We start from the raw sequence: 25,563 nt of genomic DNA on the forward strand, positions 1-25,563 counted from the left end.
CAACATGTTTCTGGACGAAACCTCACTTGTTGCTGGCAATGTCATGGCAACGGGAATCTCCCTCCCGCGCGGGCATGCCGGCTCAGCCGGCGGCGGCGGCCGGACTGACGAGCACGGAGCGACGGTCCAGGTGGATGCCGGCGACCATGCATCGCACGGACCCGCCCGCAAGCTCGATGGTGGGTACGGACAGCGGGACGACCTCGCAGCTGCGTTCGATGATCCGCCGTTGCGGGGCTGTCAGACTGGCCAGCGCCCGCTCGGACAGGGCCAGGATCCGGCCGGTCTTCCCGTGCAGCTCGATCGCGTTGCCGGCGAAATTGCGGATCTGCTCCGGGTCCAAGTCGATCACCTCACGGTCCTGCGCGGAGAGGCGCTCGACGACCTGGGCGCGACGGGCGGGCGACGTGATCAGGCCCAGTCCGACCAGGGCGAAATCGGTGGCCACGCACATCATGACGTTGGTGTGATAGATCGCGGTGCCCGTCTCGTCGACCGCGTCGAAGGCCATCGGCTCGTAGCCGAAGTTGGTGCAGAACCGCTCGAGCGCGATCGGATCCGCCCGCCTCGACCGGGCCACATAGGCGATCCGGGCGCCGTGGTCGAGCACCATCGCCCCGGTGCCTTCCAGGAAGACGTCGTCGAGTTCCAGCCCCGAGTAGTCGACGACGTCCTGCACCCGGTAGCTCTGCTTGAGCATCTCGACGATGTCGCCGCGGCGTTCCGTGCGCCGGTTGGGCGTGTGCATCGGGTACAGCGCCACGTGTCCCCCGGCGTGGGTCGAGATCCAGTTGTTGGGAAAGACGCTGTCGGGACGTCCGGGGCCGTCGTCGTCGAAGAGGTGCACCGTGACCCCGTGGGAGTCGAGCACGGCGGCAGCCTCGGACACCTCCGCGTGCGCGGCGGCGGCGACGGCATCCGCGTCATCACCGACGGCGTGCGTCTGGAACACGTTGTCGAGCGCCGTCTCCGGATTAGGCGTGAAGAACCGGGGTCTGATCAGGAGAACGGCCGACGGGGCCTGGACCGACATCGGTCAGACGAGCGCGGGCGAGCCCGCGGTGACCAGGCCGAACAGGTCCTTGGGGTCGTCAGGGTCGGCGACGAGGTCGATGTCCGTATAGAAGGTGGTGCGGTCGACGGCATCCTGCAGGAAACGGAGCGCGGAGAAGTCCTCGATGGCGAAGCCGACCGAATCGAAGACGGTGATCTGGCGGTCGTCCCGACGCCCGACGGCCTGGCCGGCGAGCACCTGCCAGATCTCGGTGACCGGGAAGTCGGGATCCATCTGCTGGATCTCCCCCTCGATCCGGGTCTGCGCCGTGAACTCCACGAACACGTCGCCGCGGAGCAGGATGGCGGCGTCGAGCTCGGTCTTGCCGGGGCAGTCGCCGCCGATCGCGTTGATGTGCACGCCGGGCTCGACCATTTCGTCGGTGAGCACGGTGGCGTTGGCCTTGTCCGCGGTGCAGGTGGTGATGATGTCGGCGCCGAGGACGGCATCCGCCGCGCTCGTCGCGACGACGATCTCGAAGCCGAGCGGGGCCAGGTTGCGCAGGAACTTGTCGAGCGCCGCCGGGTCGGTGTCCCAGACCCGGAGCCGGTTCAGACCGAGCACCCCGCGGAAGGCCAGGGCCTGGAATTCGGACTGGGTGCCGGTGCCGAGCATCGCCATGGTGTGCGAGGCGGGACGGGCCAGCGCCCGGGCGACCATGGCCGAAGTCGCGGCCGTGCGCAGCGCGGTGAGCACGGTCATCTCCGACCAGAAGGTGGGGTAGCCGCTCTGCACGTCGGCGAGCACGCCGAAGGCCGTGACGGTCTGCAGGCCACGCGACGGGTTCGAGGGGTGGCCGTTGACGTACTTGAACCCGTAGGTTTCGCCGTCGCTGGTGGGCATCAGCTCGATCACGCCGAGCGGCGAGTGGCTGGCCACCCGGGGGGCCTTGTCGAAGGAGGGCCAGCGCCGGAAGTCACGCTCGATGTACTCCACCATGTCGGTGAGGATGCGCTCGACCCCGGTCTCGGCCGCCCAGCGGTTGATGTTTCCCACGTCTACAAATCGCACCATGTGCGGCTCCTCTCGATCAGGTTCCCACAGTAGGAGTGATCGATATGTGCCCACCATTCGCTTTGCGCGCCAATCTGACCAAACAATCGGTCAATCTGCTCGGTTCAGGCGTACACTTTGCCTAATGTCTCCTCTCGACGACCTCGACCGACGCCTCCTGGCCGCGCTGCGCGTGAACGGGCGTGAACCCGTGGCGAGTCTGGCCCGCGACCTCGGGGTGACCCGGTCGACGATCAACAGCCGGCTCAAACGCCTGACCGACTCGGGGACGATCGTCGGCTTCGGCGTGCGAATCCGCGAGGACCGCGACCCGGACGCGATCCGCGCGATCACGCTGATCGAGGTGGAGGGCCGGGCGACCGACCGGGTGATCCATTCCCTGCGCGGCTTCCCGGAGGTGGAAGCCCTGCATTCCACCAACGGCGGCTGGGACCTGGTCGCCGAACTGCGCACCGAGAGCCTCGCCGACTTCGACCGGTTGCTCGGCCAGGTGCGCTCCATCGAGGGCGTCGTCAACAGCGAGACGAGCCTGCTGCTCAGCTCCGTCGCCCACGACGATCTTCCCCCGGCCGAACCTCGCAGACCCCGGCCCTGAACGGGCTCCCCGGCGAATCCGAAGCTGCCCGCCCCTAGGCTGAAGCAACCATGCGACTCTTCCTGATCCGCCACGGCCAGACTCCCGGCAATGTCCTCGGCCAACTCGACACCGCCCACCCCGGACCCGGCCTGACCGAGCTCGGCAGCCGCCAGGCCGCGGTGCTCCCGGATGTCCTCCGCCATGAGCCGATCGACGCCATCTTCGCGTCGACGCTGGTGCGCACCCAGCTCACCGCCCGGCCGCTGGCGGAGGACCGGCGGCTCGAGATCCAGGTCTCCCCCGGCTTGCACGAGATCGAAGCCGGTTCCCTCGAGGGGCGGAGCGACCGGGCATCCATTCACTCCTACCTCGAAACAGCCTTCGCCTGGGGTGCGGGCGACCTCGGCACCGCGATGCCGGGCGGCCCCGACGGCCATGCCTTCTTCGCCCGCTTCAACGCCGACATCGAAGCGGCCACCGTTGGCGCCGAGGCGGTGGCCGTCTTCAGCCACGGCGCCGCCATCCGGGTCTGGACCGCGGCCCGCGCCCTCAATGTGACCTCGGTCTTCACCGGGACGACCGAACTGGTCAACGCGGGCATGGTCGAGCTGACCGGGTCGACCCAGGACGGCTGGACGCTCGTCTCCTGGGCCGGGCTCCGGGCGGCCGATAGGAACCTGCGCTGACCCCCGTGTTAGGGTCGGCTCCTATCTAAGGAGTGCTGTGCTCACAGCTTCGTCTTCCCCTGTGACAGCAGGCACCTCGCGTTTTCGGTCTTCGCTCGTGCGCACCCTGGCCCTGACGGCGTCGCTGGCGATCGCCGTTCTCGCCCTCACCTTCGGCCCCGCCGGTGCCAACGCGTTCGCCGCTCAGGACTTCGCCCAGTGCAACAGCGTTGACAACACTCCAGGTTTGGGGGTCACCTGCGATGTCACCGTGACCAATAACCTGAATCTGGATACGGGAGCGGAGAGCTCCACCGTCACGACCAGGGAATGCCACGGCGCCGCCAACACGGAGCCCACCTGCACGACGTCGACGAAAGACTTCGACACCACAACGAAGTCGGTCAGCCAGTGCAACTACGCCGTGAACGGCGGTGGCGCCAGCCTGATCTGCAACGTCACGGTGATCAACAACATCACGGGACAGGCTACGAAGGCTGGTGCGACGGTCAACCAGTGCAACGGGTCGGCTACCGGTGGCGGCACGGCTCTGGACTGTACTCCGTTCCCCGCGACGACGACCAACGCGACGATCACCCAGTGCAACGATTCAGCGATCGGCGGCGGCGGCTCCACCGGCGTGAACTGCAGGGTGTTGCCCTCCTACCAGAGCGCCGAACTCCCCGTGGCTATCAACCAGTGCAACAACTCCGCCAACCAGGGCGGGTCCGTCGTCACCTGCACGGCATCACTGACGAACAACATCACCACTGCCGCCGCGATCACGACCCCGACCCCCGTGGCGACCACCCCGGTGAAGAACGTCCTGCACGACTCGAAGACCGACGGGTTCGGCCTGGCCGCCGGCCACGATGCCGGCAACCTCGGCGGAACGGCGTTCCTGGGCGCCGGTGTCCTCATCCTGCTGGCCGCCGGCCTGGTGGCCGCGGCCGCCGCCACTCGCAAGGCTGACGCCCGTCGCTAACAGGAGACTGCTGGTCGGGGCCGCCGCCCTGGTCTGCGCGATCGCCGGCGGCCTGATCGTGGTCGGTGTCGCCGGTGGTTCGGATGCCGGCCCGCCGGCCTCCCTCCGCCGCACCCCCGCTCCGGCCGAGACCACGGCGCCGTCCTCGGCGGCTCCGACCACGGCGCCGGAGCCGGTCGCGAACGCGGTCATCGCGGCCTCCGCGCCGCTGCGCCTCCGGGTCCCGGCCATCTCGCTCGATGGCGCGGTGACGGAGTACACCCAGCAGATGATCGACGATCGGGACGGCTTCGATCCCCCCGATCTGTCGACCATTTCGTGGGACACCACCATTGCGGGCGGACTGGCCGGAACGGACTCGGCCAACACGGTCTACCTCTACGGGCATTCCTGGGTCGATTCGGCGGTCTTCAACGGCCTCAAGGAGATGAAGGTCGGGAACCTGGCAGCGGTCGACACGGCACACGGCACCCTGTGCTACCAGACCCAGAAAACGCTCACCCTCGACAAGGCGGAGTACAAGAGCAACGACGAACTGACGAATGCGATCCCGAACCGCCTGGTCCTGGTCAGCTGCTATCGACCCGTCGGCTACGATCCGAACTCAGCCACGGTGAAGAACATCGTCGTGGTGCTGCAACTGGACCAGAACGCCACCAACGCCGGCTGCTGACCGACACCGGCTGCTGAGCGCCGGCGTCACTCCGCCCTGGCCCGCGGCACCCTCGGACGCACGAGCGCGTGGCTGTCCCTGAGCAGCTGCTCGACCAGCGCGTCCTCGACCTGACCGCCGAGCACGATCGTGATCCAGTGCTTCTTGTTCAGGTGGTAGCCCGGGGTGATCTGCCCGGGGAATTCCTCTCGCAGGGCACGGCTCTCCTCCGGGTCGCACTTGAGCGACACCGTCAGCGGCTCCCCTGCCAGGGCGGAGAGGGCGAAGATCTTGCCGTTGCCGCTGGTCTTGAACACGCTCGTCTCCTCCCCGAACGGAAACGTCTCCACCGCCTGGGGCAGGCTCAGGCAGAAGTCGACGAGGGCATCCGGGGTCATGGCTTCGAGACTAGACCGTCACCGCATTCATGGCGCCGGCCGTCAACTCCACCGAGCGCAACCGGTCTGCGATGTCGCGGGAGGCATGCGCGATGATGAGCTCGTCGGCCTGGGTGGCCGCGGCGAAGTCCTCGAGGAAGTCCCGCACCACGTCGGGCGTGCCGACGGCGGAGTACCGCATCATGTTCGCGATCTGGCGTCCCTCGTTCGTGGTGAGGAAGGCGTCGATCTGCGCGTCGGTGTAGTCGGGCGCGGCCGGACCGCGGGCGATCATGCCGCGCACCCTGGCGCGCCGGGTCGTCTCGAACTGGAGCGTCGCATCCGCCTGGTCGTCGGCGGCGATCACGTTGACGCCGACGATCACGTGCGGGGCGGAAAGCTGGCGCGACGGGACGAAGTCGCGCCGGTAGGTGGCGACGGCGTCGAAGAGGGAGTCGGGCGCGAAATGCGACGCGAACGCGTAGGGCAGGCCGAGCCTGGCCGCGAGCTGCGCTCCGAAGAGCGAGGACCCGAGGATGTAGAGGGGCACGTCGGTGCCGGCGCCGGGCACGGCCCGCACTCCGGGGACAACGGACTCGTCGCGCAGGTAGGCCTGCAGTTCGACCACGTCCTGCGGGAACTGGTCGGATGCCCGCGCGTCGCGGCGCATGGCCCGCGCCGTGGTCTGGTCGCTTCCGGGCGCGCGGCCGAGGCCGAGGTCGATCCGGCCGGGGTAGAGCTCCGCGAGGGTGCCGAACTGTTCGGCGATCGACAGCGGCGAGTGATTGGGCAGCATGACGCCGCCGGCGCCGAGCCGGATCGTGGAGGTGTGCGCGGCGACGTGCCCGATCAGGATGCCCGTTGCCGACGAGGCGATCGTCGGCATGTTGTGGTGCTCGGCGTACCAGACCCGGCTGTAGCCGTGCTTCTCGGCCGCCTGGGCGAGTGCGACGCTGGCCGCGAAGCTCTCCCTCGGGGTCTGCCCGGGGGCGATGGGGGCAAGGTCGAGAATGGAAAGCGGAATCGTCATGCCTGGGACAACGGGATCCGCCCTCGAATCGTTACCCAGACAACGAAACCCGGTTCCACACCGAGGACCGGCGCTCCAGGGATCGGCGGCGGGCACCCGCCGGGTCAGGCAGACCTGCGCAGCCTGCCCACACCCGGCAGGAAGCGGCCCACCCGCGCCCCATAGCCGGCGTAGTCCGGATGCTCGGCCAGCAGCATCCGTTCCTCCCACCGCGCCTTGCCGGCCAGCAGCATCACCAGCGCAAGCCAGGCGGCGAGGTGCCAGGCCGATGCGCCGAACAGGGCGAGCCCCAGCCCGCCGGTCATCAGCCCGGTGTAGATCGGGCTGCGCACGAGGCCGTACACGCCGGTGGTGACCAGCGGGGCGTGCTCCCGCGGGATCGGGCTGGCCGTCAACGCAGGCCCCAGGCCGGCCACGCCGAGCACCGCGAGGCTCACCCCGCCCGCGCAGAGCACGATCGCCGCGACCATGGCGCCCAGGTTTACGGGCCACAGCACCCCGTGCGGGAGGAGGGCCAGCGCGGCGAGCAGCACGAACTGCGCGGAGACCAGGCCGAAGGCGAGCGCACGTTTCATGGCTCGAGGCTACGCCCGTGCCCGATCGTCAGGCGGCCGTGATCCCGAAGTTCTTCAGCTTGCGGTACAACGACGAGCGGGCGATGCCCAATGCCTCCGCTGCGTGCACGCGGTTGCCGTCAGCATCCTGAAGCGCGTTGACGATCAGGTCCCGTTCGGCTGCCTCCAGGGCCGACAACGCGCGTGACGCCCCGCTGTGACAGTAGCCGGGCAGGTCCTCCGCCTGGATCTCCCCGACGGGACGCTTCATCAGCGCGGATTCCAATGCTTCCTCGAGCTGGCGAATGTTGCGGGGCCAGGTGTACCGGGAAACAACCCTCAGGGCTGCCGGGCTGAGCGTCACCCCTCGGTGGCCGGTCATGTTCGCGAGGACACGCGTGACGATCAGCGGCACATCGTCGAGGCGGTGACGCAACGGGGCGACCGTCACCGCCGCGTCGAAATGGTCCAGCAACCCCGTGAACGGGAGCCGTGAATCCAGGTCGGCACCGGACAACGTCGCCGCGACCGAGACAGGTCCGGTTTGCTCCGCCAGGATGACGAGGAACGCGCTCAGAGCGGCGACGCCGTCGACATCCAGCTGGTCGATGTTGGTGAAGATATGGAGAGTCGGGGCGCTCGTGAGTTCCAGCGCGTGTTCCTCCTCGGCCAGCCCGCGCTGAATCACGTCCGCGGCGGAGATCACCCGGGTCTGACCCTCGGGGACCACCCGACGGTACAGATCGACGACGAGCGACAGCTTCCCGCACCCGGATTCGCCCATCACCAGCAATGCCCTCCGCTGGTGAAGGGCATCCACGATCTCCTTGGAGGTGCGCTTCCCCAGCAGGGAGCGACCATCGCCGAAGATTGAGGCGGCGGACGGCTCGTCGGCGAGTCCGATGACGGGGTCGGCGGCCGACGAAGCAGCGGGGAGGTCGACAGGGACCGGAATCCGTCCGGCGGCCCGCGCTGCCTCCGACACGATGTCGACGCCCATGACTATTCCCGCAACCTCCTTGCCGACGACGACCAGGTTGCCCCGGATAGCTACCACCTTGCCCGTGGACAACTGGATCCGGTCGACCGGCTGCCCCTGGCCGGTCATCAGATACCGGCCGTGTTCGTGAATTGTCCATTGCTCGGCCGGCTCGAACAGGTTCTGGGCCACCGCATTTCCCATCACTATGCTGCCGCCGATCGCCATCACGGCGCCCCGCGAACGGGAATCGAGCTTGACGTACGCCTCGAACAAGGCCTGCTGCCGCTGGCTGCGATCGACCAGGAGATTGCGTTCGATCTCGTGGGCCGCCGACCTGACCAGAGAGTTCATTAACGGGCTCGAATGCTCGCTCAAACACGTGATGTCGAGGACACCCTCGATCCGCCCGGAGAGAGGGTCCCGGATGGGGCTCCCGGCGCAGGCGAACGGCTGCAGGTGCTCGTGGAAATGCTCGGGCCCGACGATGTACAACGACTGGCCCGATTCCAGCACGGTGCCGATTCCGTTCGTACCGACCGATGCCTCGGCGTAGTTGAACCCGGGAGCGAGGGAGACCTTGTCCAGCAGGGTGCCGATTGTCCTGTCCGTTTCGGACCGGCTGAGAATCCTGGCCCGGGAGTCGGTCAGCACAATGCTCAACGGCATCTCCGACATATCGTCACTCAGCCTCGTGATCACCGGTCTGGCACAGCGCACCAGCCGGCCGGTCAGATCGAGGTCCTCATGGAAGACGGCCTGGGTGGTCGCCGCGTTGACTCCGGCCGCAAACGAGCGCTGCCATGAGGCACTCACAACGCTGGCGACGACGTCGGCATCCGCAACGGATTCCGATCGCCCGAACTGGATGAACTTCGACCGCGCGGCCGCAATCTTTGATCGCCGAACGGCGGTTTCCGGCATATCTACTCCTTTGTGGACTGTGCAAGCATGCCTCGGCGACCGGGCAGAGCGCTAGGCGACCGGTGTCCCAATGTGGGACACACAGATCATTCGCGGCTCGTGCACGCTGGGATTCGTGGCCCCCGGACGGGCCGCCGGTCATTCCAACACCAACGCAAAGGAGCGCTCATGGAACGTCTGATCAACATCGACAATGGCGGCACACTCACCGACATCGTGGTCGGAAGCGGAACGGACTTCACTTTCACCAAGACCCTGACCACCCCCGTGGACCTGTCGCAATGCCTCTTCGACGGCATGACGAAGGCGTCGGAGTCGTTGTTCGGCGAATCCGACCTCGCCGGCCTGCTGCAGTCGACCCGCCACATCCGCTATTCATCGACCCAGGGCACCAACGCGCTGGTCGAGCGCAAAGGTCCACTGCTCGGTCTCATCACCGACGATCCAGGCCTGGTCGATTCCCTCCGTGGATCGGAGCGATCTGCGGGACTCTTCGACGACCTGATCGGCAACCGGGTCGCCATCCTTGCGTCTGACGGCTCCCCGGCCGAACTCGCCGGGACTCTGGTGGCGGAAATCAACCGGTTGACCACGGCAGGTGCCCAGCGCCTGGTGGTCGCCGCCGGCAGCGTCGAGCGCGAACACCTGTACAAGCGCACCATGCTCAAGAACTTCCCCCGGCACCTCCTGGGCTCGGTTCCGATCCTGTTCTCCCGGGACTTCGCAGCAGACACCACCCGGACCAGGCAGATCTGGTCGGGAATCATCAACTCTTTCCTGCACCCGACGGTGGAACGATTCCTGTACAGCGCGGAACACCGCCTGCGTGCGTACAAGGTGAAGAATCCCCTGCTGATCTACCGCAATGACGGTGCGTCATCCCGGGTCTCAAAATCGGTGGCGTTGAAGACCTACTCGTCGGGGCCACGCGGTGGCCTCGAAGGCACCCGGGCGCTCGCCGAGGCCTACGGGCTGGAACACGTCCTGATGATCGACGTCGGCGGCACCACGACCGACGTCGGCATGGTCACCGATTCCACGATCTCGGTCGACCGACGCGGGTCGGTCCAGGGCGTTGACATCTCCTACGAGATGAGCAACGTGCACTCCACCGGTGTGGGCGGAAGCTCGATCATCGCCGTTCGGGACGGCGAGATCACGGTCGGCCCCGAGAGCGTGGGTGCCGCACCGGGACCGGCCTGCTTCGGGTTCGGCGGCACGCAGGCCACGATCACCGACGTCAACCTGTTGCTGGGCGTTCTCGACCCGGCGACCTACCTGAACGGCGAGATGGCCCTGGACGCCGAACGGTCCCGCGCCGTGATCACCAGGACGGTGGCAGAGCCGCTCGGGATCAGCCTCGACGAGGCGCTGATCAGGATGGAACGCACTTACTCCGACCGGTTGTCGGGCGCCTTCGCCGCCCTGGTCGGCACCACCGGCGAGACCACGATCGCGGCGTTCGGTGGCGGCGGGCCGATGAGCGCGTGCAGCGCGGCACGGAGCGCGGGAGTGAGCACTGTGCTCGTCCCGCGCCTGGCGGCCGTGTTCTCTGCCTACGGCATCAGCTTCTCCGACATCGCCCAGTCGTACGAGACCGACGTCACCGGGTTCACCCCGGCCAGCCTCGAATTGGCCCGGCGGACGATGGAGGCGGATGCCGCGCGGGACATGTTCCAGGAGGGACACGAGTTGAGCGAGTGCGAACTCGAGTGGAGCACCATCGCCGAGGACGGGAGCGAGATCCTGTCGCTCAAGGCCGTCTTCCGCCTGCCGCATCCCATTCTTGAGGGTGGCACCCCCGCCCGCCAGGTCGCCGCTGTGTCGAGCGGCACGCGTCAGGTGCGGTCAACCGCCACCGAGGTCGACACCGTGTCGGTGTATCAACTCGACGAGCAGAAGCCGGGTGCCACGGCATCCGGACCGGCCATCGTCGAGGGGCCGTTCTTCACGGCCCGGGTGCCCGCCGGCTGGAGCCTGACCGTCTCCACTGCCGGTGACCTCCTCCTGACGGATGCCGCATGATCGCGGCATCCGTCGCGCGGCTTCCTCAACCCACTGTGTCTCCCCAGGAAGGTAACTAGACAATGCGCGTTCCCATGACGGAATACCTGTTCATCGATCTCGACACCGAACGCTGGATCTGCCGAGTCTGTGCCCACGACTTCGGCGACGCCCGCGGCAACTACAAGGAGGGGACGCTGGTCCACGACCGCGACCCCCGGGAAATCCACCCACCGGTCATCGACCCGGAGAAGTATGAGTTCACGTTCTCCCCTGACCCGGCCTACTGCCGCATCCTGGAGTTCTACTGCCCGACCTGCGGAACGCAGATCGAAGCCGAATACCTGCCACCGGGGCATCCGCCGACGGTCGACATGCTGTGGGACATCGACTCGCTTCGGGAGAAGTGGGAAGCCCGCGGCGACGACCCGGAGGAAGTAGTCAACTACGGCCCCGGCGAGAACGCCGTCACCGACCTCAGCGCCCGCTTCGACTCCGTCGGCGGTCACTCGCACAGCACGCACCGAGAAGGAGAGCACTGACCATGAAACGGATCTCTGTCGATATCGGCGGCACATTCAGTGATTGTTTCTTCGTCTGGGATGACGTCTACATCGAGTCGAAGGCGCTGACCACGCACCACAACCTGGCCTTGGGCTTCAACGAGGCCCTCGACCGTGCCTGCGACCGGGCCGGCATCACCCGGGAGACGGCCCTCCGCGAGGTCGACTCCGTGCGCTACGCCACGACCCTGGGCACCAACGCCCTGATCGAGGGCAAGGGCCCACGGGTCGCGGCGATCGTGACCCACGGTTTCGAGGACACCATCCCCCTGTCCAGAGGCCGCGGCTACGGAGAAGGCCTCGACGGTGTGAAGCAGGGCGACATGCCCGATGCCCAACGGCCGGACCCCCTGGTGCCGCGCCGGCTGATCCGTTCCGTCAAGGAACGCATCGATTCAGTCGGTGAGGTGCTCGTGCCGCTGATGTACGAGGACGTGCGCACGCAGGTACGGGAGCTGGTCGACCACGGGGCCGAGGCGATCGTCATCGCCCTGACGAACGCGACCGAGAACTCGGTCCACGAGGACCGCATCCTCGAGATCATCCTCGAGGAATACCCCGCTCACGAACTCGGTTCGATTCCCGTGCTCCTGAGCAGCCAGGTGTCAGGGCGCAAGGGCGAGTATGTGCGCGCCATGGCCACGATCGTGGACGCATTCCTGCACGAGACGATGTTCCACGCCCTCAATCAGCTCTCCAACAACCTGCGCGATTCGGGCTACGAGAAGCCGATGCTGGTCATCCACAACTCGGGCGGCATGGCCCAGCCCAACTCGACGGATGCCCTGCAGACGATCCATTCCGGACCGATCGCCGGGGTTGGCGCAGCCCAGCATCTCTCCGAGTCGACCGGCCTGGGCGATGTCGTGTCGATGGACATGGGTGGCACGTCCTTCGACATCGGCCTGGTCCCCGAGGGAGGTGTGCGGCACTACGACTTCCAGCCGACGATCGGGCGCTGGATGGTGTCGGCGCCGATGATCCACCTCAACACCCTCGGAGCCGGCGGCGGGTCCATCGCCGCGTACAACCGGATCCACCACGCCATCCAGATCGGGCCGGAATCGGCAGGCTCGGACCCGGGCCCCGCGTGCTACGACCGCGGCGGGCTGCGCCCGACGGTCACCGACGCCGACCTGGTCCTGGGTTACCTGGACCCGGACAACTACGCCAACGGCCACATCAAACTCAACAGGAAACGGTCGCTCTACGTCATCGATGAGACTCTTTCCGACGAACTCGATCTGGACGCGGTCGAGGTCGCCAAGGTGATCAAGAAGACCGTCGACGAGCAGATGGCGATCGGGATCGAGAAGGAGCTGCGATCCCGCGGCGGCCTGATCGAGGACTACACGATGCTGGCTTACGGCGGCAACGGCCCACTCCACGCCTGCGGCATCGCGGCGAGCGCGGGAATCAGTCGCATCCTGTTCCCGCCGTTCGCCTCGGTCTTCTCGGCTCTCGGCGCGGGCAACATGCGGCCGCTGCACATCCACGAGCGCAGCGCCTATGTCGTGCTCTACGAACCGCTCAAGCGCAGCCTCTACAACAAGTACGAGGCGATGAACGGCTACATCGCCGAACTCGAGGACAAAGGCGCGGAAGACCTGGTGCGCCAGGGGTACGACCGGTCCTCGGTGCGCTTCCGCCTGGAGATGGACATGCGCTACGGCAACCAGCTCGTCACCACCGCGGTCGCCTTCGACATCAATCGCGTCGATGGTGTGGCGGACGTCCTGCACCTCATCAAGACCTTCTCTGAGATCTTCGGCGAGCGCTACGGCGAGGGCACCCAGGCGCCGGAGGCAGGCATCCGCGTACAGACCATCCGGGTGGCCTCCTACATCGAAGGCGAAGTGATCGAGTTCGAATCGATCCACGCGGGCGGCGAGAAGACCAGGCCCGCCCCGGTCTCCCACCGGGCGGTTCACTTCACCAGCATCAACGGGGCGGTGGACACCCCCGTCTTCAACGCCGACGCCCTCAAGCACGAATACGTCATCCACGGGCCCGCGATCGTCACGACCGAGAACACCACCTACCTGGTCGAACCGGGCTGGCGGCTCGAACCAACAGTGCAGGGGGCCGTATGGCTGCTCAGCGACTGACCGTCTCCCCCACGATTCCCCCTGCACGCGCAAGCAAAGGAGCTTGAGAACAATGACACTGACCACCAATGAGTTCGTGCCCACCGGCGCGGGCGACGATGACGCCCAGCTGCTCACCGACCAGGAGCAGCAGTGGGTCGACAAGTTCATGGATGAGACGACCCTCTTCCTGGGCCCCGACCCGGCGATCATGCGCCACCACCAGATCATGCCGCGCTCCGAGTACGAGGAGGAATGCATCGGCCAGGGCATCGACCCGCTCGAAATCGACCGCATCCGGAAGCGCCTCGCCGGCGCCCTGGATGAGGCCTTCGAAATGTGCGAGAGCATGGGCGCCGCCCCCGGCGCGAAGTGGGCCGACCTTTCCTGTGCCGTCTACACCGCCGAGGGCGACGTGACCTATCTGTCCAACCGCGGTGTGATCGCGTTCTCCGCGGTGCTGCACCACCCGATCCGGTACATCATGAAGAATTGGAAGGACGAGCCCACTGTCGGCATCAATGAGGGCGACGGGTTCTTCCACAATGATTCGCGCTTCGGCATGGTTCACAACACCGACCAGTCGATGCTCGTGCCCGTGATCCGCGGCGGCCACATCATCGCCTGGGTGGGGGCGACCATCCACGAGGGCGAGAATGGGGCCTGCGAGCCCGGCGGCATGCCCTCAGGCTCGGAGACTCCCTTCGACGACGGACTCCGGGCATCACCGATCAAGATCGTCGAGAAGGGGCACCTGCGTCGCGACCTGCTCACCTTCCTGCAGCATTCCACCCGGGACCCGAAGCTCATGCTGGCCGACATCAAGGTGAAGATGGGGGCCGTGCGCCGCATCATGGACACCGTGGACCGGCTGATCGACGAGGTGGGCCAGGAGACCTTCGTCGCCTCCCTCCGGGTGACCGTGGAAGACGTCGAAACCGAAGTTCGCCGCCGGATCGGCGAGCTCCCGGACGGCACGGTCACGTTCAACCAGTTCGTGGACTCCACCCTGAAGGAGAACATCCTGATCAAGTTCGCCTGCAAGATCACGATCAAGGGCGAGCGGATGATCGTCGACCTCACCGGCACGGGTCCCGAGATCCTCAATCGGGCCATCAACTCGCCGCTGGCTTCGACGAAGTCATTCATGGCCCAGGCCATCCTGTCCTACTGGTGGCCCGACCTCCCGCGCAGCACCGGCGCTCTCTCGCCCATCGAGGTCATCACCGAGGAGCACAGTTGGGCGGATGCGGGCTACGACGCTCCGGTCGGCCAGTCCCTCCAGGCATCCTTCCGCGGTTTCTCCGCTCTGCAGACTGCTTTCGCGAAGATGCAGTTCTCGGCACCGCAGAAGTACTCCAACGTCGTCGCGCCCTGGTTCAACCAGATCAACGATTTCCTCTGGGGCGGCACGACGCAGAACGGCGAACAGGTCGGTAACCTCTGCGCCGACCTCAACGGCATGGGCGGCGGGGCCAAGGCGTTCAGGGACGGGGAGGACGCCGTCGCCCCGCTGTTCTGTGCCATGGCGGATATCGGCGAGCAGGAGGTCATGGAGGAGGAGGTCCCGTTCCTGCAGCTGGTCAGCAAGAGGCTGGTCCGCGACAACCAGGGGTTCGGCAAGTTCCGTGGCGGAATGGGCTACGAGATGATCGTCGCTTCCCGCGGTACCCCGAGCTGGGGTTTCATGACCGTGACGTCCGGATCGAAGTTCTCCTCCGTGCCGGGCATGTTCGGCGGTTACGGCTGCCCGGTGTACCCGCTGGCCATGGTCAAGGGCATCAACATCTACGACATCATCCGAAAGGACCCGTCCCAGTTCAACCTGTCAATGGAACGCGTCATGAACGAACAGCCGTTCGAGGGCGGCGACTACCAGTCCGCTCACATGGGACTGCAATTCGATGTGGCTAAGGAGGGCGAGCTCTACATGATCGCCCAGGGTGCCGGGGGCGGCTACGGAGACGTGCTGGAGCGCGACCCGGAACTGGTGGTCACCGACCTGGAGCTGGACCGGATCTCGGCCCACACGGCCCGGACGATGTACGGCGTCGTCTGGGAACCGGAAACCTATGTGGTGCACGGGCAGGCCACGATCGAACTCCGAGCGCAGATGCGCCGGGACCGGATCAGCCGCGGCAAGCCGTACAAGGAGTTCGTCGCGGAATTCGTCAGCGACGAACCGCCGGCGGACCTGCTCTACTTCGGTTCCTGGGGACAGGACGACGACGAGGAACTGCTGGCGACGCACTGGGGCGGGCTGGAGCCGGAGCGGGTCAAGGGCAAGCTCGAAGACCTGCCGCTGATCATGATCCCCGACCGCCGGGTCTTGAAGATCAACCGCCTCGAAGCCCGCGTCCGCGAACTCGAGGAGAAATACGGAGAAACGGTCGAGCACAAGTCCTGACCCCGCACCCTGATCCCGTCGCTGCGGAGCCTTCCCTCTCAGAGGAGGCTCCGCAGCGACGTGCTTCCTTCCAGATCGGAGACACCATGACACCATCATTCGCCGCCGCCATCGCTGAACCGCCAACGGGTCGTCGCCGGGCTGTCCTGCTCGACAGCCATGACTACGCCCAGGCCGTCTTCCTGCAGGGCAAGCCCGTGCCCTGGCACGAGCCGATGGCCTACGCCAATTTCGTCGGCCAGGCCCAGGGCGTTCTCGCGTCAGATCTGGTCCTTCTGAGCCTTGACCGGTTCTACGCGCACCGAGTGGAGTCGACCGGCGATCTGCGACAGGCGATGGGCGCCCGGACTCGAACGGGATATGCCCTGCGGACTCTGCTCGCCGACGCCGACGCCACCAGGCTGGCCGTCGAACTCGCCACAGTCTTCACCCGGACCCAGCGCCATCCCGTTGTGTTGCAGATTCCGTCGCCGATGCAATGGCTCGTTCGAACCCACTTCTCCGCTTCGACGGACCCCGCCGAGCTCGACGCGGACGATGCCGAGAACGCCTCGATGTATGTCGCCGACTGGCTCCGTGGCTTCGCCGACCTGAACCTGGCAGCCGTCCTGCTGGACGACCGGACGGTAACGGGCGGGACTCCCCCGGTGACCGTGCCGGTGGCTACCTATTCGCCCGTGGCCAATGTGACCGACCACTACCGGTGGACGCTGGCACAACGCAGCGAAGATCAGATCGAGGTCCACGGCACCGGCCGCCTCGGTTCGGTGGTTCCTCCCGGCTTCTGGCTCGACGATGACGGCGCATTGCCGGACGGCGACTTCCTCCTCGGCGAAATCCCGCCGACGGCCGTTCCGGAATTCGTCCTCGCCCGGATCGCCGGACTGAAGTGACACCCCGGGGATTCGGTCACTGCGGTCGATGGCACTGTCACCCTTGACCGCCCGGGCGAACCGTCACACACTGACACGACCGGCACGGGCCGGCCTGAAAGGACAGACCGATGGACAACGAACGCTCCTTCCTGGTCGTGGTCGGCGTCGATGGATCCCCGGAGTCGATCGCCGCCCTGCGCTGGGCCGTCGACGAGGCGCGACTCCGCCACGGCCGGGTGCGTCCGATCACGTCCTGGTCCTACCCGCCGCGCACTGCGGACGTCGAAGGTGAGTACATCGACGACCGGTCAGAGCGCGGCGCCGAGCGGATCCAGGCCGTCGCGCTGGACGCCGTCCCGTTCGAAGGAGTCGACGTCACCGGGCACATAGTCCAGGGACCCCCGGCGTCGGTTCTGCTCGACGCCGCCAACGGCGCCGACCTGCTGGTCGTCGGGTCGCGCGGGCTCGGCGGGTTCAGCGGGCTGCTCCTCGGCTCGGTCTCCAACCAGCTGGTCCACCACGCCCCGTGCCCGGTGCTGGTCATCCGGTCGTAGCGGTGCTGTCGGTGTAGACCGGACCCCCTGCTGACGGCCGAACCGGAACAGCAGCGGGCCGCCCGGTCGCGCCCCTATACTCCGAATATGTCCCGAACTCCAACAATTCGAACCCGCTGATGCTGCGAATCGGAATCCTCGGTGCTGCGGGCATCGCACCGGCCGCGATCATCCGGCCGGCGAGGCGGCGCACGGATGCCGTCATCGCCGCGGTCGCGTCACGGCGGGCCACCGCCGCCGCGGCATTCGCCCTCGAGCACGGCATCGACCGGTCCTACGGCGACTACCAGGCGCTCCTGGCCGACCCGTCGATCGACCTCGTCTACGTGGCACTGCCGCCGTCGGAGCACGCCGAGTGGTCGATCGCCGCGATGGAGGCCGGCAAGGACGTCCTGTGCGAGAAACCATTCGCGCTCAACAGCGCCCAGGCGCTGCGGATGCGCGCTGCCGCCGCCGCAACCGGGCGGCGGCTGATCGAGGCGTTCCACGATCGCTACCATCCCCTCAGTCTCGAACTCGACCTGATCAAGGCGTCCGGCCGGCTCGGTGAGATCGTCTCGCTGCAGGCCGACTTCTCGGGCAGCAACCCGTTCGACCCACTCTCCATCCGGCATGACCCAGCCCTCGGCGGGGGCTCCTTGATGGACCTGGGCTGCTACCCCGTGCACTGGGTGCGCGCCCTGATCGGCGAGGAACCGACCGTCACCGACGCGTTCGCGACCCTCAACCCGCTCGGCGCAGACCTGAGCATGGACGCCCGCCTCCTGTTTCCGTCCGGGGTCACCGCCCGGGTGACGTCGAGCATGATCGAGGGCACACCGCTCAACACCTCCCTCGACATCATCGGCACGAGAGGCACCGTGCACGTCGACAACCTGGTCTTCCCGTCGACGGGCCACAGCATCCGTGAGGAGATCGACGGCATCACCCGCTCGCTCACCGTGCGCGGCGCCGAGACCTACGATCACCAGCTCGACGCCATCATCCGCGGGCTGGCCGGCGGAGAACCGCTCCCCACCGAGGGCGACGACCCGGTCGGCAACATGACGGTGATCGACGCCATCTACGCCGCAGCCGGACTGGACCGGAGCAATACTCAGCACCGTTCCGCCTAACTGGCCGGTTCCCACGACCGATAGTGGGGACAACGGCGCCGACGACCGACGGCACGGCACGGAGACGTGCATCCGCTTTTCACCCGAGGACACGAGGAACACCGAGTGAGCGCTTCACCTTCCCGCCGGTTCCGCCCGCTCGCGATCGCCATCGGCGCCTCGGTCCTGCTGGCGCTCGGCGCCGGCACGGCCGCCGTGCTGCCGGCCGCTGCACTCACCCCACCCGCCGGCGTCGCAGTGACGTGGACGAACACGAATGTCTGGACCACCGGCTTCCAGTCCGCGGTCGACCTCCGCAACTCCTCGACCACGAAACTCAGCCCGTGGCAGGTCTCCTTCACCTACGCGCACAAGGTCAACACCCTGTGGAACGGCGTCCTCGCCCCCGCACCGAGCGGATTCTCCGTCAAGGCCCCCTCCTGGGCGACCACCCTCGCTGCCGGCGCGACCACCTCGTTCGGCCTGACCTCCACCAAGGTGGGGACCGCCGCGCTGTACCCCACCGCGTGCACGGTGATCGGTCTGCCGGTCGGCGCGGCCTCGATTCCGTGTTCCATCAACGGCGCCCCGGTCAACACGGCCACGCCGACCGCCACGCCAACGGCCACGCCGGTCCCCACCGCGACACCCACAGCAACCCCGACGCCCACGCCAACCCCAACCCCAACCCCGACCCCGGTTCCCTCGCCGGCCGCAGGCAGCATCCTCGTCGCCCCCTATGTCGACATGGGATCGTGGCCGACGGCCGACCTGTCCTCATTCGCGTCCTCTGCCGGGGTCAGCGCGGTCACGGCCGCGTTCATCGTGGCCGACCGCGCCAGCGCCTGCAGCCCGACCTGGGCCGGCTACACGGCGTACTCTGTCGGGGGCACCGGGGACTTCCTGCCGAACGTCACCGCTTTCCAGGCCGGCGGCGGGAAGGTCATCGCCTCCTTCGGCGGAGCGATCAACGACGAACTCGCCCGGGTCTGCACGAACCCGGCCACGCTGCTCGCCGCGTACACGAAGGTCGTCACCCGGTTCAACCTCGACCGGGTCGACTTCGACATCGAGGGTGCCGACGTGTCGGATGCCGTGTCGAACCAGCGTCGTGCCACCGCAGTCGCCGCACTCCAGGCCCAGCGTTCCGCCGCAGGCCGTCCCCTGCAGGTGTCCCTGACCCTGCCGGTCATGTCAACCGGGTTGGTGCCGACGGGCCTTCGCACCGTCACGGAATTCGCCGCCGCCGGCGTGAAGCTCTCTGCCGTCAACGTGATGGCGATGGACTACGGCGATGGCACGAGCGCGATGGGAACGGCAGCGATCTCCGCGGCGAAGGCCACCGCCACCCAGATCGGCACCATCCCGGCCTACGCGGCCCTCACCGCGGCGCAGCGCCTGGCCCTGGTCGGCATCACACCGATGATCGGCAAGGACGACCTCGGCGAGGTCTTCACGCTCGCCGATGCCACCTCGGTCGGCACGTTCGCGAAGGCCAACGGCCTCGGCGTGCTCAGCTGGTGGGAGATGACCCGGGACCAGCCGTGCACCGGCACCATCCCGGCCTACCTCTGCTCCGGCGTGAGCAGCCCGCGCTGGGCCTATGCCAAGGCGTTCGTCGCCGCAACGAAGTAGCGCCGGTCCGGGCCGATCCGGATCAGCCGGGCGAGCCGCCGGCGATCTCGTAGGACCACAGCTCGCTGCTGACCCCGACGGGGCGGGCGGCAGGTTCGCCGTCCTGGGGTGTCTCGCTCCGGTGCCCGTGGCCGAAGGCCGGCGAATTCAGCCAGGCCTGGAACGAGTCGTCATCGGCCCAGCGGGTGACGACCAGCCACGTCTTGCGGTCGTCGGTGGGCTTCAGCAGCTCGAAGCCCTCGAAGCCGGGGCGGTCGTCGACGGCTCCGGCGCGAGCGGCGAACCGGCGGGCCAGCTCGTCGCCGCCGTCATCGGGAACGGTGATCGCGTTGATTTTGATGATCGTCATCGGGGCTTCCTTCGGTCGTGGCTTCAGAGTCTCCCCCATGCTGGCACGACCGGCTGTGCCGAAGCTGCGACGCCCACCGGGGCAGGTTGAGAGAATGAACGGATGAGTGACGCCGCCGAATTCGTGGACGCGACGCTGCAGCGCGAGGGCGACCCCGACCGGGCCCTCGCCGAACGGGCTCGACTGGGCAGCGAACTGCGCTTCTACGGTGCCTCGGTCGGCGCGGTGCGCGGCACGATCCGGGATGCCCTCCGCCGATACCCGGGTCTGACCCACGACGAGATCACCGCGCTGAGCTCGGAACTGTGGCTGGTGCCCGTGTTCGAACGCCGTCTCGCGGCCATCGTGCTTCTGCAGTCGCGGGTGCGGATGCTGCGCAACTCGGACCTGACCCGGATCGAAGGTTTCGTGCGCGCCGGCGGCCTGCCGGTCCTGGCCGACCTGCTGGCCGGGGGCGTGGTCGTCCCGCTGCTGGAGCAGCTTGACCCGACCGGCCGGGCCCGGGCGGAGATCGTGCTCGACCGATGGGCGCACGACGACAGCGTGTGGCTTCGGCGCGCCGCCCTCCTGGCTCGCGAGCAGGCACGACGCGCGCGGGCAGGGACCGAACAAGCGGGCTGAGGCGGCTGGGCCGGTACCTCCCCGTCGCCTCCCGGTGCGATGCCGGCTGCCGTCGCCGACTGAGGTCAGAGCAGCGGCAGCACCTGGTCGCGCACCTGTTTGCGCAGGATCTTGCCGAGCATCGACCGCGGCATGTCATCGATCTGCACGATCCTCCGCGGGATCTTGTACGCCGCGAGGTGCTCGCGGCAGTGGGCCCGCTGCGCTTCCTCGTCCAGGGTCGTCCCCGGCTTCAACTCGACGGCCGCGACGACCATTTCCCCGCCCCGCTCCAGCGGCTTGCCGAAGACGGCGGCGTCGACGACATCCGCATGCAGGCGCAGCACGGCCTCGACCTCGGAGGGCGACACGTTGAACCCCCCGGTGATGACCAGTTCCTTGGCCCGGTCCACGATCGTGGTGAAGCCGTCTTCATCCACGGTGACGATGTCGCCGGTGCGCAGCCAGCCGCCCGGCAGAAGCGTCCTCGCGGTCTCCTCCGGGTTGTTCCAGTAACCCTGGAACACCTGCGGCCCCTGCAGCAGCAGCTCCCCGGGCTGGCCCTGCGGCACCAGGGCGGTCGGGTCGTCGAGGTCGACGACCTTCATCAGGGTCGAGGGGAAGGGCACGCCGATCGTGCCGGGGCGGCGGCTGGGATGGAACGGATTGCCCAGCGCCACCGGGGAGGACTCGGTCATGCCGTAGCCCTCGACGAGCAGACCGCCGGACACCGACTCCCACAGCTCGACGACATGCTCCGGCAGGTTCATCGCGCCCGAGATGCAGTACTTGCAGGAGCGCAGCGAGATCCCGCGTTCCTTCGCGGCGAGCGCGGTGCGCTCATAGATCGGCGGCACCGCGCAGTACACCGTCGCGGGCGACTTCTTCATGGCGTCGAGGATGAGATCGGGGTCGAACTTGGGGAACAGCACGAGCAGGCCCTGCTTGCGGATGCCGTAGGTCAGGTACAGCGTCATGCCGAACGCGTGGAACATCGGCAGGATCGCGTAGAAGATCTCCTTGCGGTACTCGGCCCCGTGCATCCACGCCTCTCCCTGCAAGGCGTTCGCGTACAGGTTGAAATGGGTGAGCTTGGCCCCCTTGGGGCGCCCGGTGGTGCCCGAGGTGTACTGGATCGCCGCGAGGTCGTCGACCGAGGGGCGCGGATGCTCCGGGTCGAGGTGCCCGTGCGCCAACAGGTCCTTCCACGGTGTCGTTCCCGGCGCGGCGCCGGTGAGCGCCTCCCGGGACTCGCGCAGGCTCTTCACCGGCAGGTACAGGGCGAGCCGTTTGACCGCGGGGAACGCGCTGAGCAGGTTGACCGAGACCACATGGTCGATCTCGATGTCGGCCGGGAACGCGCGAACGGATGCCGCCACCTTGTCCCAGGCGATCACGATGCGGGCCTGGTGGTCCTCGAACTGGTGCCGGAGCTCCCTGGACGTGTAGAGCGGGTTGTGTTCGACCACGACCGCACCCAGTCGCAGCACCGCGTAGAACGCCACGACGTGCTGGGGGCAGTTCGGCAGGATGAGGGCGACCCTGTCCCCTGCCCGCACTCCCAGGTGCCGCAGCCCCTCCGCTGCACGGTCGACCTGGTCGCCGAGTTCGGCGTAGCTGGTGCGGCGGCCGAAGAACTCCAGCGCCGGATGATCGCCGGCCTCCGCGACCGACCGCTCGAACATCGCCACCAGCGATTCCGTGGGCAACTCGATCTCGGCCGGAACGCCCGGCTGGTAGTTCTTCACCCAGGGCTGTTGCTCAGTGTTCGCCATGGACCCATCGTTCACCATGCGGCTGCCTCACGCGAATCCCTAGCCAAAGGGCGGCGATGGTTCCCGCAGACCTATTCCCCGGCCTGACCGGCGGATGCGCCTGCCCCGGGCCCCCGCGCATCCGCTGATTTGCCCGGAGAGTGTAGCCGATGAACCGGGCGCCCACCCGGACGCGATACCGTTGGTAGTATGACGCCCCCTGATACCACCACGCCGCGTGAGGCAGACACTGCCCCCGTAGCGAAGACTTTCTCCGACCTCGGGCTCAATGATGCAATGCTCAAGGCACTCAAAGACGTCGGATACGAAACCCCCTCGGCCATCCAGGCCGCCACCATTCCCCCGCTCCTCGCCGGGCGCGACGTGGTCGGCCTCGCCCAGACCGGAACCGGCAAGACGGCCGCCTTCGCGCTGCCGATCCTGTCCCGCCTCGACCTGGCCCAGAAGGCCCCGCAGGCACTCGTCCTCTCCCCGACCCGTGAGCTCGCCCTGCAGGTCTGCGAGGCATTCGAGAAGTATGCCGCCCACATGCGTGGCGTGCACGTTCTGCCCGTCTACGGCGGACAGGGCTACGGCGTGCAGCTCTCCGCGCTGCGCCGCGGCGTGCACATCGTCGTCGGCACCCCCGGCCGCATCATGGACCACCTCGAAAAGGGCACGCTCGACCTGTCCCAGCTGAAATACCTGGTGCTCGACGAAGCCGACGAGATGCTCAAGATGGGCTTCGCCGAGGACGTCGAGACGATCCTCGCCGACACCCCCGCCGACAAGCAGGTCGCCCTGTTCTCGGCGACCATGCCGGCGCAGATCAGGCGCATCTCGAAGAAGTACCTGAACGACCCCGAAGAGATCACGATCAAGAACAAGACCACGACCTCCGCGAACACCACGCAGCGGTACCTGATGGTCTCCTACCCGCAGAAGGTCGACGCGCTCACCCGCATCCTCGAGGTCGAGAACTTCGAGGGCATGATCGTCTTCACCCGCACCAAGAACGAGACCGAGCTGCTCGCCGAGAAGCTTCGCGCACGCGGCTACTCCGCAGCGGCGATCAACGGCGACGTGGCCCAGGTGCAGCGCGAGCGCACCGTCAACCAGCTCAAGTCGGGCAAGCTGGACATCCTGGTCGCGACGGATGTCGCCGCGCGCGGCCTCGACGTCGACCGGATCAGCCACGTCGTCAACTACGACATCCCGATCGACACCGAGTCGTATGTGCACCGCATCGGCCGCACCGGCCGCGCCGGCCGCAGCGGCGCCGCGATCAGCTTCGTCACGCCGCGCGAGCGTCACCTGCTCAACGCGATCGAGCGGGCGACCCGTCAGCCGCTGACGCAGATGCAGCTGCCGAGCTTCGAAGACGTCAACGTCACGCGCCTGGCGCGGTTCGACGACGCCATCACCGAGGCCCTCGGCCAGTCCGAACGGATCAGCGCCTTCCGCGACATCATCGGTCACTACGTCGAGCACCACGACGTTCCCGAAGCGGATGTCGCGGCAGCCCTGGCAGTCGTCGCCCAGGGCGAGACTCCCCTGCTGCTCACCCAGGCGGATGCCCGCGCCCAGCGGCCCGAGCGCGCCGACCGCGGCGACCGTGCCGAGCGTGCCCGCGCCGACGCCGGTCGCGGCGACCGCCGTGACGACCGCCGTGACGACCGCGGAGAACGCGGCGAGCGAGTCGAACGAGTGGAACGACGCCCGCGCGACAACAACCGGGCGATGGCCTCGTACCGCATCGAGGTCGGCAAGCGCCACAAGGTGGAGCCCCGCCAGATCGTCGGCGCCCTCGCCAACGAGGGGGGCCTGAGCCGCGAGGACTTCGGTCACATCCAGATCAACCCGGAGTACTCGCTCGTCGAGTTGCCCGCCGACATGCCCGGCGATGTGCTGGGCCGTCTGGAGAACACTCGCATCAGCGGCAAGCTGATCGAGATCCGCGCCGATGGCGGCGGACCGGTCCGTCGCGAGGGACGCACCGAGCGCCCGCCGCGCCAGCCACGCCGCGACTAACCCTGTTCGGCGGACGCTTCACCTCCGGGTGGAGCGTTCGCCTGTTTAACGGGGGTGCCAGGCCGGGGCCGGACGGAATGCCGGCTAGCCGGCCGGGGCGACGGACGCGGCGATCGCCTTCGCGCTGCGTTCCAGGAACGACACGATCTCCGCGGAGGGCATCTCGGTATTGAGCGCGCTCTCGACGAGGACCTCCTCGACGAAGGCGACCCAGGAACGCATGGCGATCCGGAGCATGTCGGAATCCGGGAAGCCGAGTTCCAGCAGGACGTCGATGACCCGCTGCGCCTGCAGGGCCCGGGCCTGGTCGACGACGTCCCGTACCTCGGTGTCACCGCTCGCGACGCCGCGCACGAGGGAGTAGAACGTTCCCCGGTGATCGCGCACGAAGCGCACGATCCGCTCGAGGGTATCCCGCAGCCGATCGTCGGGCGGGAGATCGGCGGACGGCTGCGTCGCACGGAGCATGCTGTCCCTGGCGGTGCGCACGACCTCTCGGTGCAGCCCCTTCTTCGAGACGAAGTAGTGGAAGAGCAAACCGCGCGACACCCCCGCCTCGGCGGACAGATACTCCATCGTGAGCGATTCCAGCGGGTGGTCGGCCAGCGAGGCCACTCCGATCGACACGAGCTGGGCGCGCCGCTGTTCAGGGCTGAGCCGGGTGCGTCGATCCGCTTGCATGAGTCGAGCCTACCGGCCCGCGTGAACGGTGCCACGGCCGGGCGTGCACGTGCCGCCGTGTCGGTATCCGCGCACGCCCCCGGCCCCGATGGAGGACAATTACCCCCATTCGCGTGAC

General features: G+C 67.7%; 23 protein-coding genes. 14 read left to right on the forward strand and 9 right to left on the reverse strand.

Annotated features, from left to right (window positions below; translation table 11 throughout):
- Positions 1 to 82 precede the first annotated feature (82 nt).
- Both ctlX and IWX89_RS07670 read right to left on the reverse strand, forming a co-directional pair.
- Positions 83 to 1,033: a citrulline utilization hydrolase CtlX gene (gene ctlX / locus IWX89_RS07665; RefSeq protein ID WP_196902978.1), complete on the reverse strand. Its 951-nt coding sequence runs from the start codon at positions 1,031 to 1,033 to the stop codon at positions 83 to 85.
- A 3-nt stretch (positions 1,034 to 1,036) separates the two neighbouring features.
- Positions 1,037 to 2,068, reverse strand: a complete 1,032-nt coding sequence (locus tag IWX89_RS07670; RefSeq protein WP_196902979.1) for an ornithine cyclodeaminase — start codon at positions 2,066 to 2,068, stop codon at positions 1,037 to 1,039.
- A 124-nt stretch (positions 2,069 to 2,192) separates the two neighbouring features.
- Between IWX89_RS07670 and IWX89_RS07675 the strand changes: the two genes are divergently transcribed.
- The 4 genes from IWX89_RS07675 to IWX89_RS18775 all read left to right on the forward strand — a co-directional run bounded on the left by IWX89_RS07675 (position 2,193) and on the right by IWX89_RS18775 (position 4,968).
- Positions 2,193 to 2,663, forward strand: coding sequence for an Lrp/AsnC family transcriptional regulator (locus tag IWX89_RS07675; RefSeq protein WP_196902980.1), 471 nt, complete (start codon positions 2,193 to 2,195; stop codon positions 2,661 to 2,663).
- A 50-nt stretch (positions 2,664 to 2,713) separates the two neighbouring features.
- Complete coding sequence (locus IWX89_RS07680; RefSeq protein WP_196902981.1) at positions 2,714 to 3,331, forward strand: histidine phosphatase family protein; 618 nt, start codon at positions 2,714 to 2,716, stop codon at positions 3,329 to 3,331.
- Positions 3,332 to 3,392: 61 nt separating this feature from the next.
- A complete protein-coding gene (locus IWX89_RS07685; protein ID WP_196902982.1) occupies positions 3,393 to 4,295 on the forward strand; it encodes a hypothetical protein in 903 nt (300 codons plus the stop codon).
- Between the two features lie 58 nt (positions 4,296 to 4,353).
- On the forward strand, positions 4,354 to 4,968 hold the full coding sequence (locus IWX89_RS18775; RefSeq protein ID WP_196902983.1) for a class F sortase: 615 nt from the start codon (positions 4,354 to 4,356) through the stop codon (positions 4,966 to 4,968).
- Between the two features lie 26 nt (positions 4,969 to 4,994).
- Here IWX89_RS18775 and IWX89_RS07695 read toward each other — a convergent pair whose 3' ends face one another.
- The 4 genes from IWX89_RS07695 to IWX89_RS07710 all read right to left on the reverse strand — a co-directional run bounded on the left by IWX89_RS07695 (position 4,995) and on the right by IWX89_RS07710 (position 8,811).
- Positions 4,995 to 5,345: an MmcQ/YjbR family DNA-binding protein gene (locus tag IWX89_RS07695; protein WP_196902984.1), complete on the reverse strand. Its 351-nt coding sequence runs from the start codon at positions 5,343 to 5,345 to the stop codon at positions 4,995 to 4,997.
- A 10-nt stretch (positions 5,346 to 5,355) separates the two neighbouring features.
- Positions 5,356 to 6,354: an LLM class flavin-dependent oxidoreductase gene (locus IWX89_RS07700; protein WP_196902985.1), complete on the reverse strand. Its 999-nt coding sequence runs from the start codon at positions 6,352 to 6,354 to the stop codon at positions 5,356 to 5,358.
- A 104-nt stretch (positions 6,355 to 6,458) separates the two neighbouring features.
- The gene (locus tag IWX89_RS07705) at positions 6,459 to 6,929 is read right to left on the reverse strand and encodes an isoprenylcysteine carboxylmethyltransferase family protein (protein WP_196902986.1); all 471 of its coding nucleotides are present in this window, start codon (positions 6,927 to 6,929) and stop codon (positions 6,459 to 6,461) included.
- A gap of 28 nt (positions 6,930 to 6,957) precedes the next feature.
- Positions 6,958 to 8,811, reverse strand: a complete 1,854-nt coding sequence (locus tag IWX89_RS07710; RefSeq protein WP_196902987.1) for a sigma-54-dependent Fis family transcriptional regulator — start codon at positions 8,809 to 8,811, stop codon at positions 6,958 to 6,960.
- A gap of 168 nt (positions 8,812 to 8,979) precedes the next feature.
- On the opposite strand from IWX89_RS07710, the gene IWX89_RS07715 reads away from it, so the two are divergent.
- From IWX89_RS07715 to IWX89_RS07750, 8 genes are all read left to right on the forward strand, one after another.
- Positions 8,980 to 10,836 (forward strand): hydantoinase/oxoprolinase family protein, encoded by a 1,857-nt coding sequence (locus tag IWX89_RS07715; protein WP_196902988.1) that lies wholly within the window; start codon positions 8,980 to 8,982, stop codon positions 10,834 to 10,836.
- Positions 10,837 to 10,898: 62 nt separating this feature from the next.
- A complete protein-coding gene (locus tag IWX89_RS07720; protein WP_196902989.1) occupies positions 10,899 to 11,357 on the forward strand; it encodes an acetone carboxylase subunit gamma in 459 nt (152 codons plus the stop codon).
- A 2-nt stretch (positions 11,358 to 11,359) separates the two neighbouring features.
- Positions 11,360 to 13,486, forward strand: a complete 2,127-nt coding sequence (locus IWX89_RS07725; RefSeq protein ID WP_196902990.1) for a hydantoinase/oxoprolinase family protein — start codon at positions 11,360 to 11,362, stop codon at positions 13,484 to 13,486.
- Positions 13,487 to 13,538: 52 nt separating this feature from the next.
- Positions 13,539 to 15,872, forward strand: coding sequence for a hydantoinase B/oxoprolinase family protein (locus IWX89_RS07730; protein WP_196902991.1), 2,334 nt, complete (start codon positions 13,539 to 13,541; stop codon positions 15,870 to 15,872).
- 86 nt (positions 15,873 to 15,958) lie between these two features.
- On the forward strand, positions 15,959 to 16,765 hold the full coding sequence (locus IWX89_RS07735) for a hypothetical protein (protein ID WP_196902992.1): 807 nt from the start codon (positions 15,959 to 15,961) through the stop codon (positions 16,763 to 16,765).
- Between the two features lie 110 nt (positions 16,766 to 16,875).
- Positions 16,876 to 17,301, forward strand: coding sequence for a universal stress protein (locus IWX89_RS07740; RefSeq protein ID WP_196902993.1), 426 nt, complete (start codon positions 16,876 to 16,878; stop codon positions 17,299 to 17,301).
- Between the two features lie 119 nt (positions 17,302 to 17,420).
- Positions 17,421 to 18,416, forward strand: coding sequence for a Gfo/Idh/MocA family protein (locus tag IWX89_RS07745; protein WP_196902994.1), 996 nt, complete (start codon positions 17,421 to 17,423; stop codon positions 18,414 to 18,416).
- 105 nt (positions 18,417 to 18,521) lie between these two features.
- The gene (locus IWX89_RS07750) at positions 18,522 to 20,030 is read left to right on the forward strand and encodes a cellulose binding domain-containing protein (RefSeq protein ID WP_196902995.1); all 1,509 of its coding nucleotides are present in this window, start codon (positions 18,522 to 18,524) and stop codon (positions 20,028 to 20,030) included.
- A 22-nt stretch (positions 20,031 to 20,052) separates the two neighbouring features.
- Here the strand turns inward: IWX89_RS07750 and IWX89_RS07755 are convergent, their stop codons facing one another.
- Positions 20,053 to 20,379: an antibiotic biosynthesis monooxygenase gene (locus IWX89_RS07755; RefSeq protein WP_196902996.1), complete on the reverse strand. Its 327-nt coding sequence runs from the start codon at positions 20,377 to 20,379 to the stop codon at positions 20,053 to 20,055.
- Positions 20,380 to 20,481: 102 nt separating this feature from the next.
- Between IWX89_RS07755 and IWX89_RS07760 the strand changes: the two genes are divergently transcribed.
- Positions 20,482 to 21,000, forward strand: coding sequence for a DNA alkylation repair protein (locus tag IWX89_RS07760; RefSeq protein ID WP_196902997.1), 519 nt, complete (start codon positions 20,482 to 20,484; stop codon positions 20,998 to 21,000).
- Between the two features lie 65 nt (positions 21,001 to 21,065).
- Here IWX89_RS07760 and IWX89_RS07765 read toward each other — a convergent pair whose 3' ends face one another.
- Positions 21,066 to 22,754 carry a long-chain-fatty-acid--CoA ligase gene (locus IWX89_RS07765; protein ID WP_196902998.1) on the reverse strand — a complete coding sequence of 563 codons (1,689 nt, stop codon included), beginning with the start codon at positions 22,752 to 22,754 and terminating at the stop codon, positions 21,066 to 21,068.
- A gap of 189 nt (positions 22,755 to 22,943) precedes the next feature.
- Here IWX89_RS07765 and IWX89_RS07770 point away from each other — a divergent pair, with 189 nt between their 5' ends.
- Positions 22,944 to 24,764 (forward strand): DEAD/DEAH box helicase, encoded by a 1,821-nt coding sequence (locus IWX89_RS07770; protein WP_196902999.1) that lies wholly within the window; start codon positions 22,944 to 22,946, stop codon positions 24,762 to 24,764.
- Between the two features lie 84 nt (positions 24,765 to 24,848).
- Here the strand turns inward: IWX89_RS07770 and IWX89_RS07775 are convergent, their stop codons facing one another.
- Positions 24,849 to 25,445 carry a TetR/AcrR family transcriptional regulator gene (locus IWX89_RS07775; RefSeq protein WP_196903000.1) on the reverse strand — a complete coding sequence of 199 codons (597 nt, stop codon included), beginning with the start codon at positions 25,443 to 25,445 and terminating at the stop codon, positions 24,849 to 24,851.
- Positions 25,446 to 25,563 lie beyond the last annotated feature (118 nt).

Origin of the sequence: Cryobacterium sp. MP_M3 (assembly GCF_015752155.1) — a bacterium.
GTDB lineage: Bacteria > Actinomycetota > Actinomycetes > Actinomycetales > Microbacteriaceae > Cryobacterium.

What these genes read in the sequence shown, in the direction of transcription:
- ctlX (WP_196902978.1), bottom strand. Translation starts at nt 1,033, where the DNA reads ATGTCGGTCCAGGCCCCGTCGGCCGTTCTCCTGATCAGACCCCGGTTC.
- IWX89_RS07670 (WP_196902979.1), bottom strand. Translation starts at nt 2,068, where the DNA reads ATGGTGCGATTTGTAGACGTGGGAAACATCAACCGCTGGGCGGCCGAG.
- IWX89_RS07675 (WP_196902980.1), top strand. Translation starts at nt 2,193, where the DNA reads ATGTCTCCTCTCGACGACCTCGACCGACGCCTCCTGGCCGCGCTGCGC.
- IWX89_RS07680 (WP_196902981.1), top strand. Translation starts at nt 2,714, where the DNA reads ATGCGACTCTTCCTGATCCGCCACGGCCAGACTCCCGGCAATGTCCTC.
- IWX89_RS07695 (WP_196902984.1), bottom strand. Translation starts at nt 5,345, where the DNA reads ATGACCCCGGATGCCCTCGTCGACTTCTGCCTGAGCCTGCCCCAGGCG.
- IWX89_RS07700 (WP_196902985.1), bottom strand. Translation starts at nt 6,354, where the DNA reads ATGACGATTCCGCTTTCCATTCTCGACCTTGCCCCCATCGCCCCCGGG.
- IWX89_RS07705 (WP_196902986.1), bottom strand. Translation starts at nt 6,929, where the DNA reads ATGAAACGTGCGCTCGCCTTCGGCCTGGTCTCCGCGCAGTTCGTGCTG.
- IWX89_RS07710 (WP_196902987.1), bottom strand. Translation starts at nt 8,811, where the DNA reads ATGCCGGAAACCGCCGTTCGGCGATCAAAGATTGCGGCCGCGCGGTCG.
- IWX89_RS07715 (WP_196902988.1), top strand. Translation starts at nt 8,980, where the DNA reads ATGGAACGTCTGATCAACATCGACAATGGCGGCACACTCACCGACATC.
- IWX89_RS07720 (WP_196902989.1), top strand. Translation starts at nt 10,899, where the DNA reads ATGCGCGTTCCCATGACGGAATACCTGTTCATCGATCTCGACACCGAA.
- IWX89_RS07725 (WP_196902990.1), top strand. Translation starts at nt 11,360, where the DNA reads ATGAAACGGATCTCTGTCGATATCGGCGGCACATTCAGTGATTGTTTC.
- IWX89_RS07730 (WP_196902991.1), top strand. Translation starts at nt 13,539, where the DNA reads ATGACACTGACCACCAATGAGTTCGTGCCCACCGGCGCGGGCGACGAT.
- IWX89_RS07735 (WP_196902992.1), top strand. Translation starts at nt 15,959, where the DNA reads ATGACACCATCATTCGCCGCCGCCATCGCTGAACCGCCAACGGGTCGT.
- IWX89_RS07740 (WP_196902993.1), top strand. Translation starts at nt 16,876, where the DNA reads ATGGACAACGAACGCTCCTTCCTGGTCGTGGTCGGCGTCGATGGATCC.
- IWX89_RS07745 (WP_196902994.1), top strand. Translation starts at nt 17,421, where the DNA reads ATGCTGCGAATCGGAATCCTCGGTGCTGCGGGCATCGCACCGGCCGCG.
- IWX89_RS07755 (WP_196902996.1), bottom strand. Translation starts at nt 20,379, where the DNA reads ATGACGATCATCAAAATCAACGCGATCACCGTTCCCGATGACGGCGGC.
- IWX89_RS07760 (WP_196902997.1), top strand. Translation starts at nt 20,482, where the DNA reads ATGAGTGACGCCGCCGAATTCGTGGACGCGACGCTGCAGCGCGAGGGC.
- IWX89_RS07765 (WP_196902998.1), bottom strand. Translation starts at nt 22,754, where the DNA reads ATGGCGAACACTGAGCAACAGCCCTGGGTGAAGAACTACCAGCCGGGC.
- IWX89_RS07770 (WP_196902999.1), top strand. Translation starts at nt 22,944, where the DNA reads ATGACGCCCCCTGATACCACCACGCCGCGTGAGGCAGACACTGCCCCC.
- IWX89_RS07775 (WP_196903000.1), bottom strand. Translation starts at nt 25,445, where the DNA reads ATGCAAGCGGATCGACGCACCCGGCTCAGCCCTGAACAGCGGCGCGCC.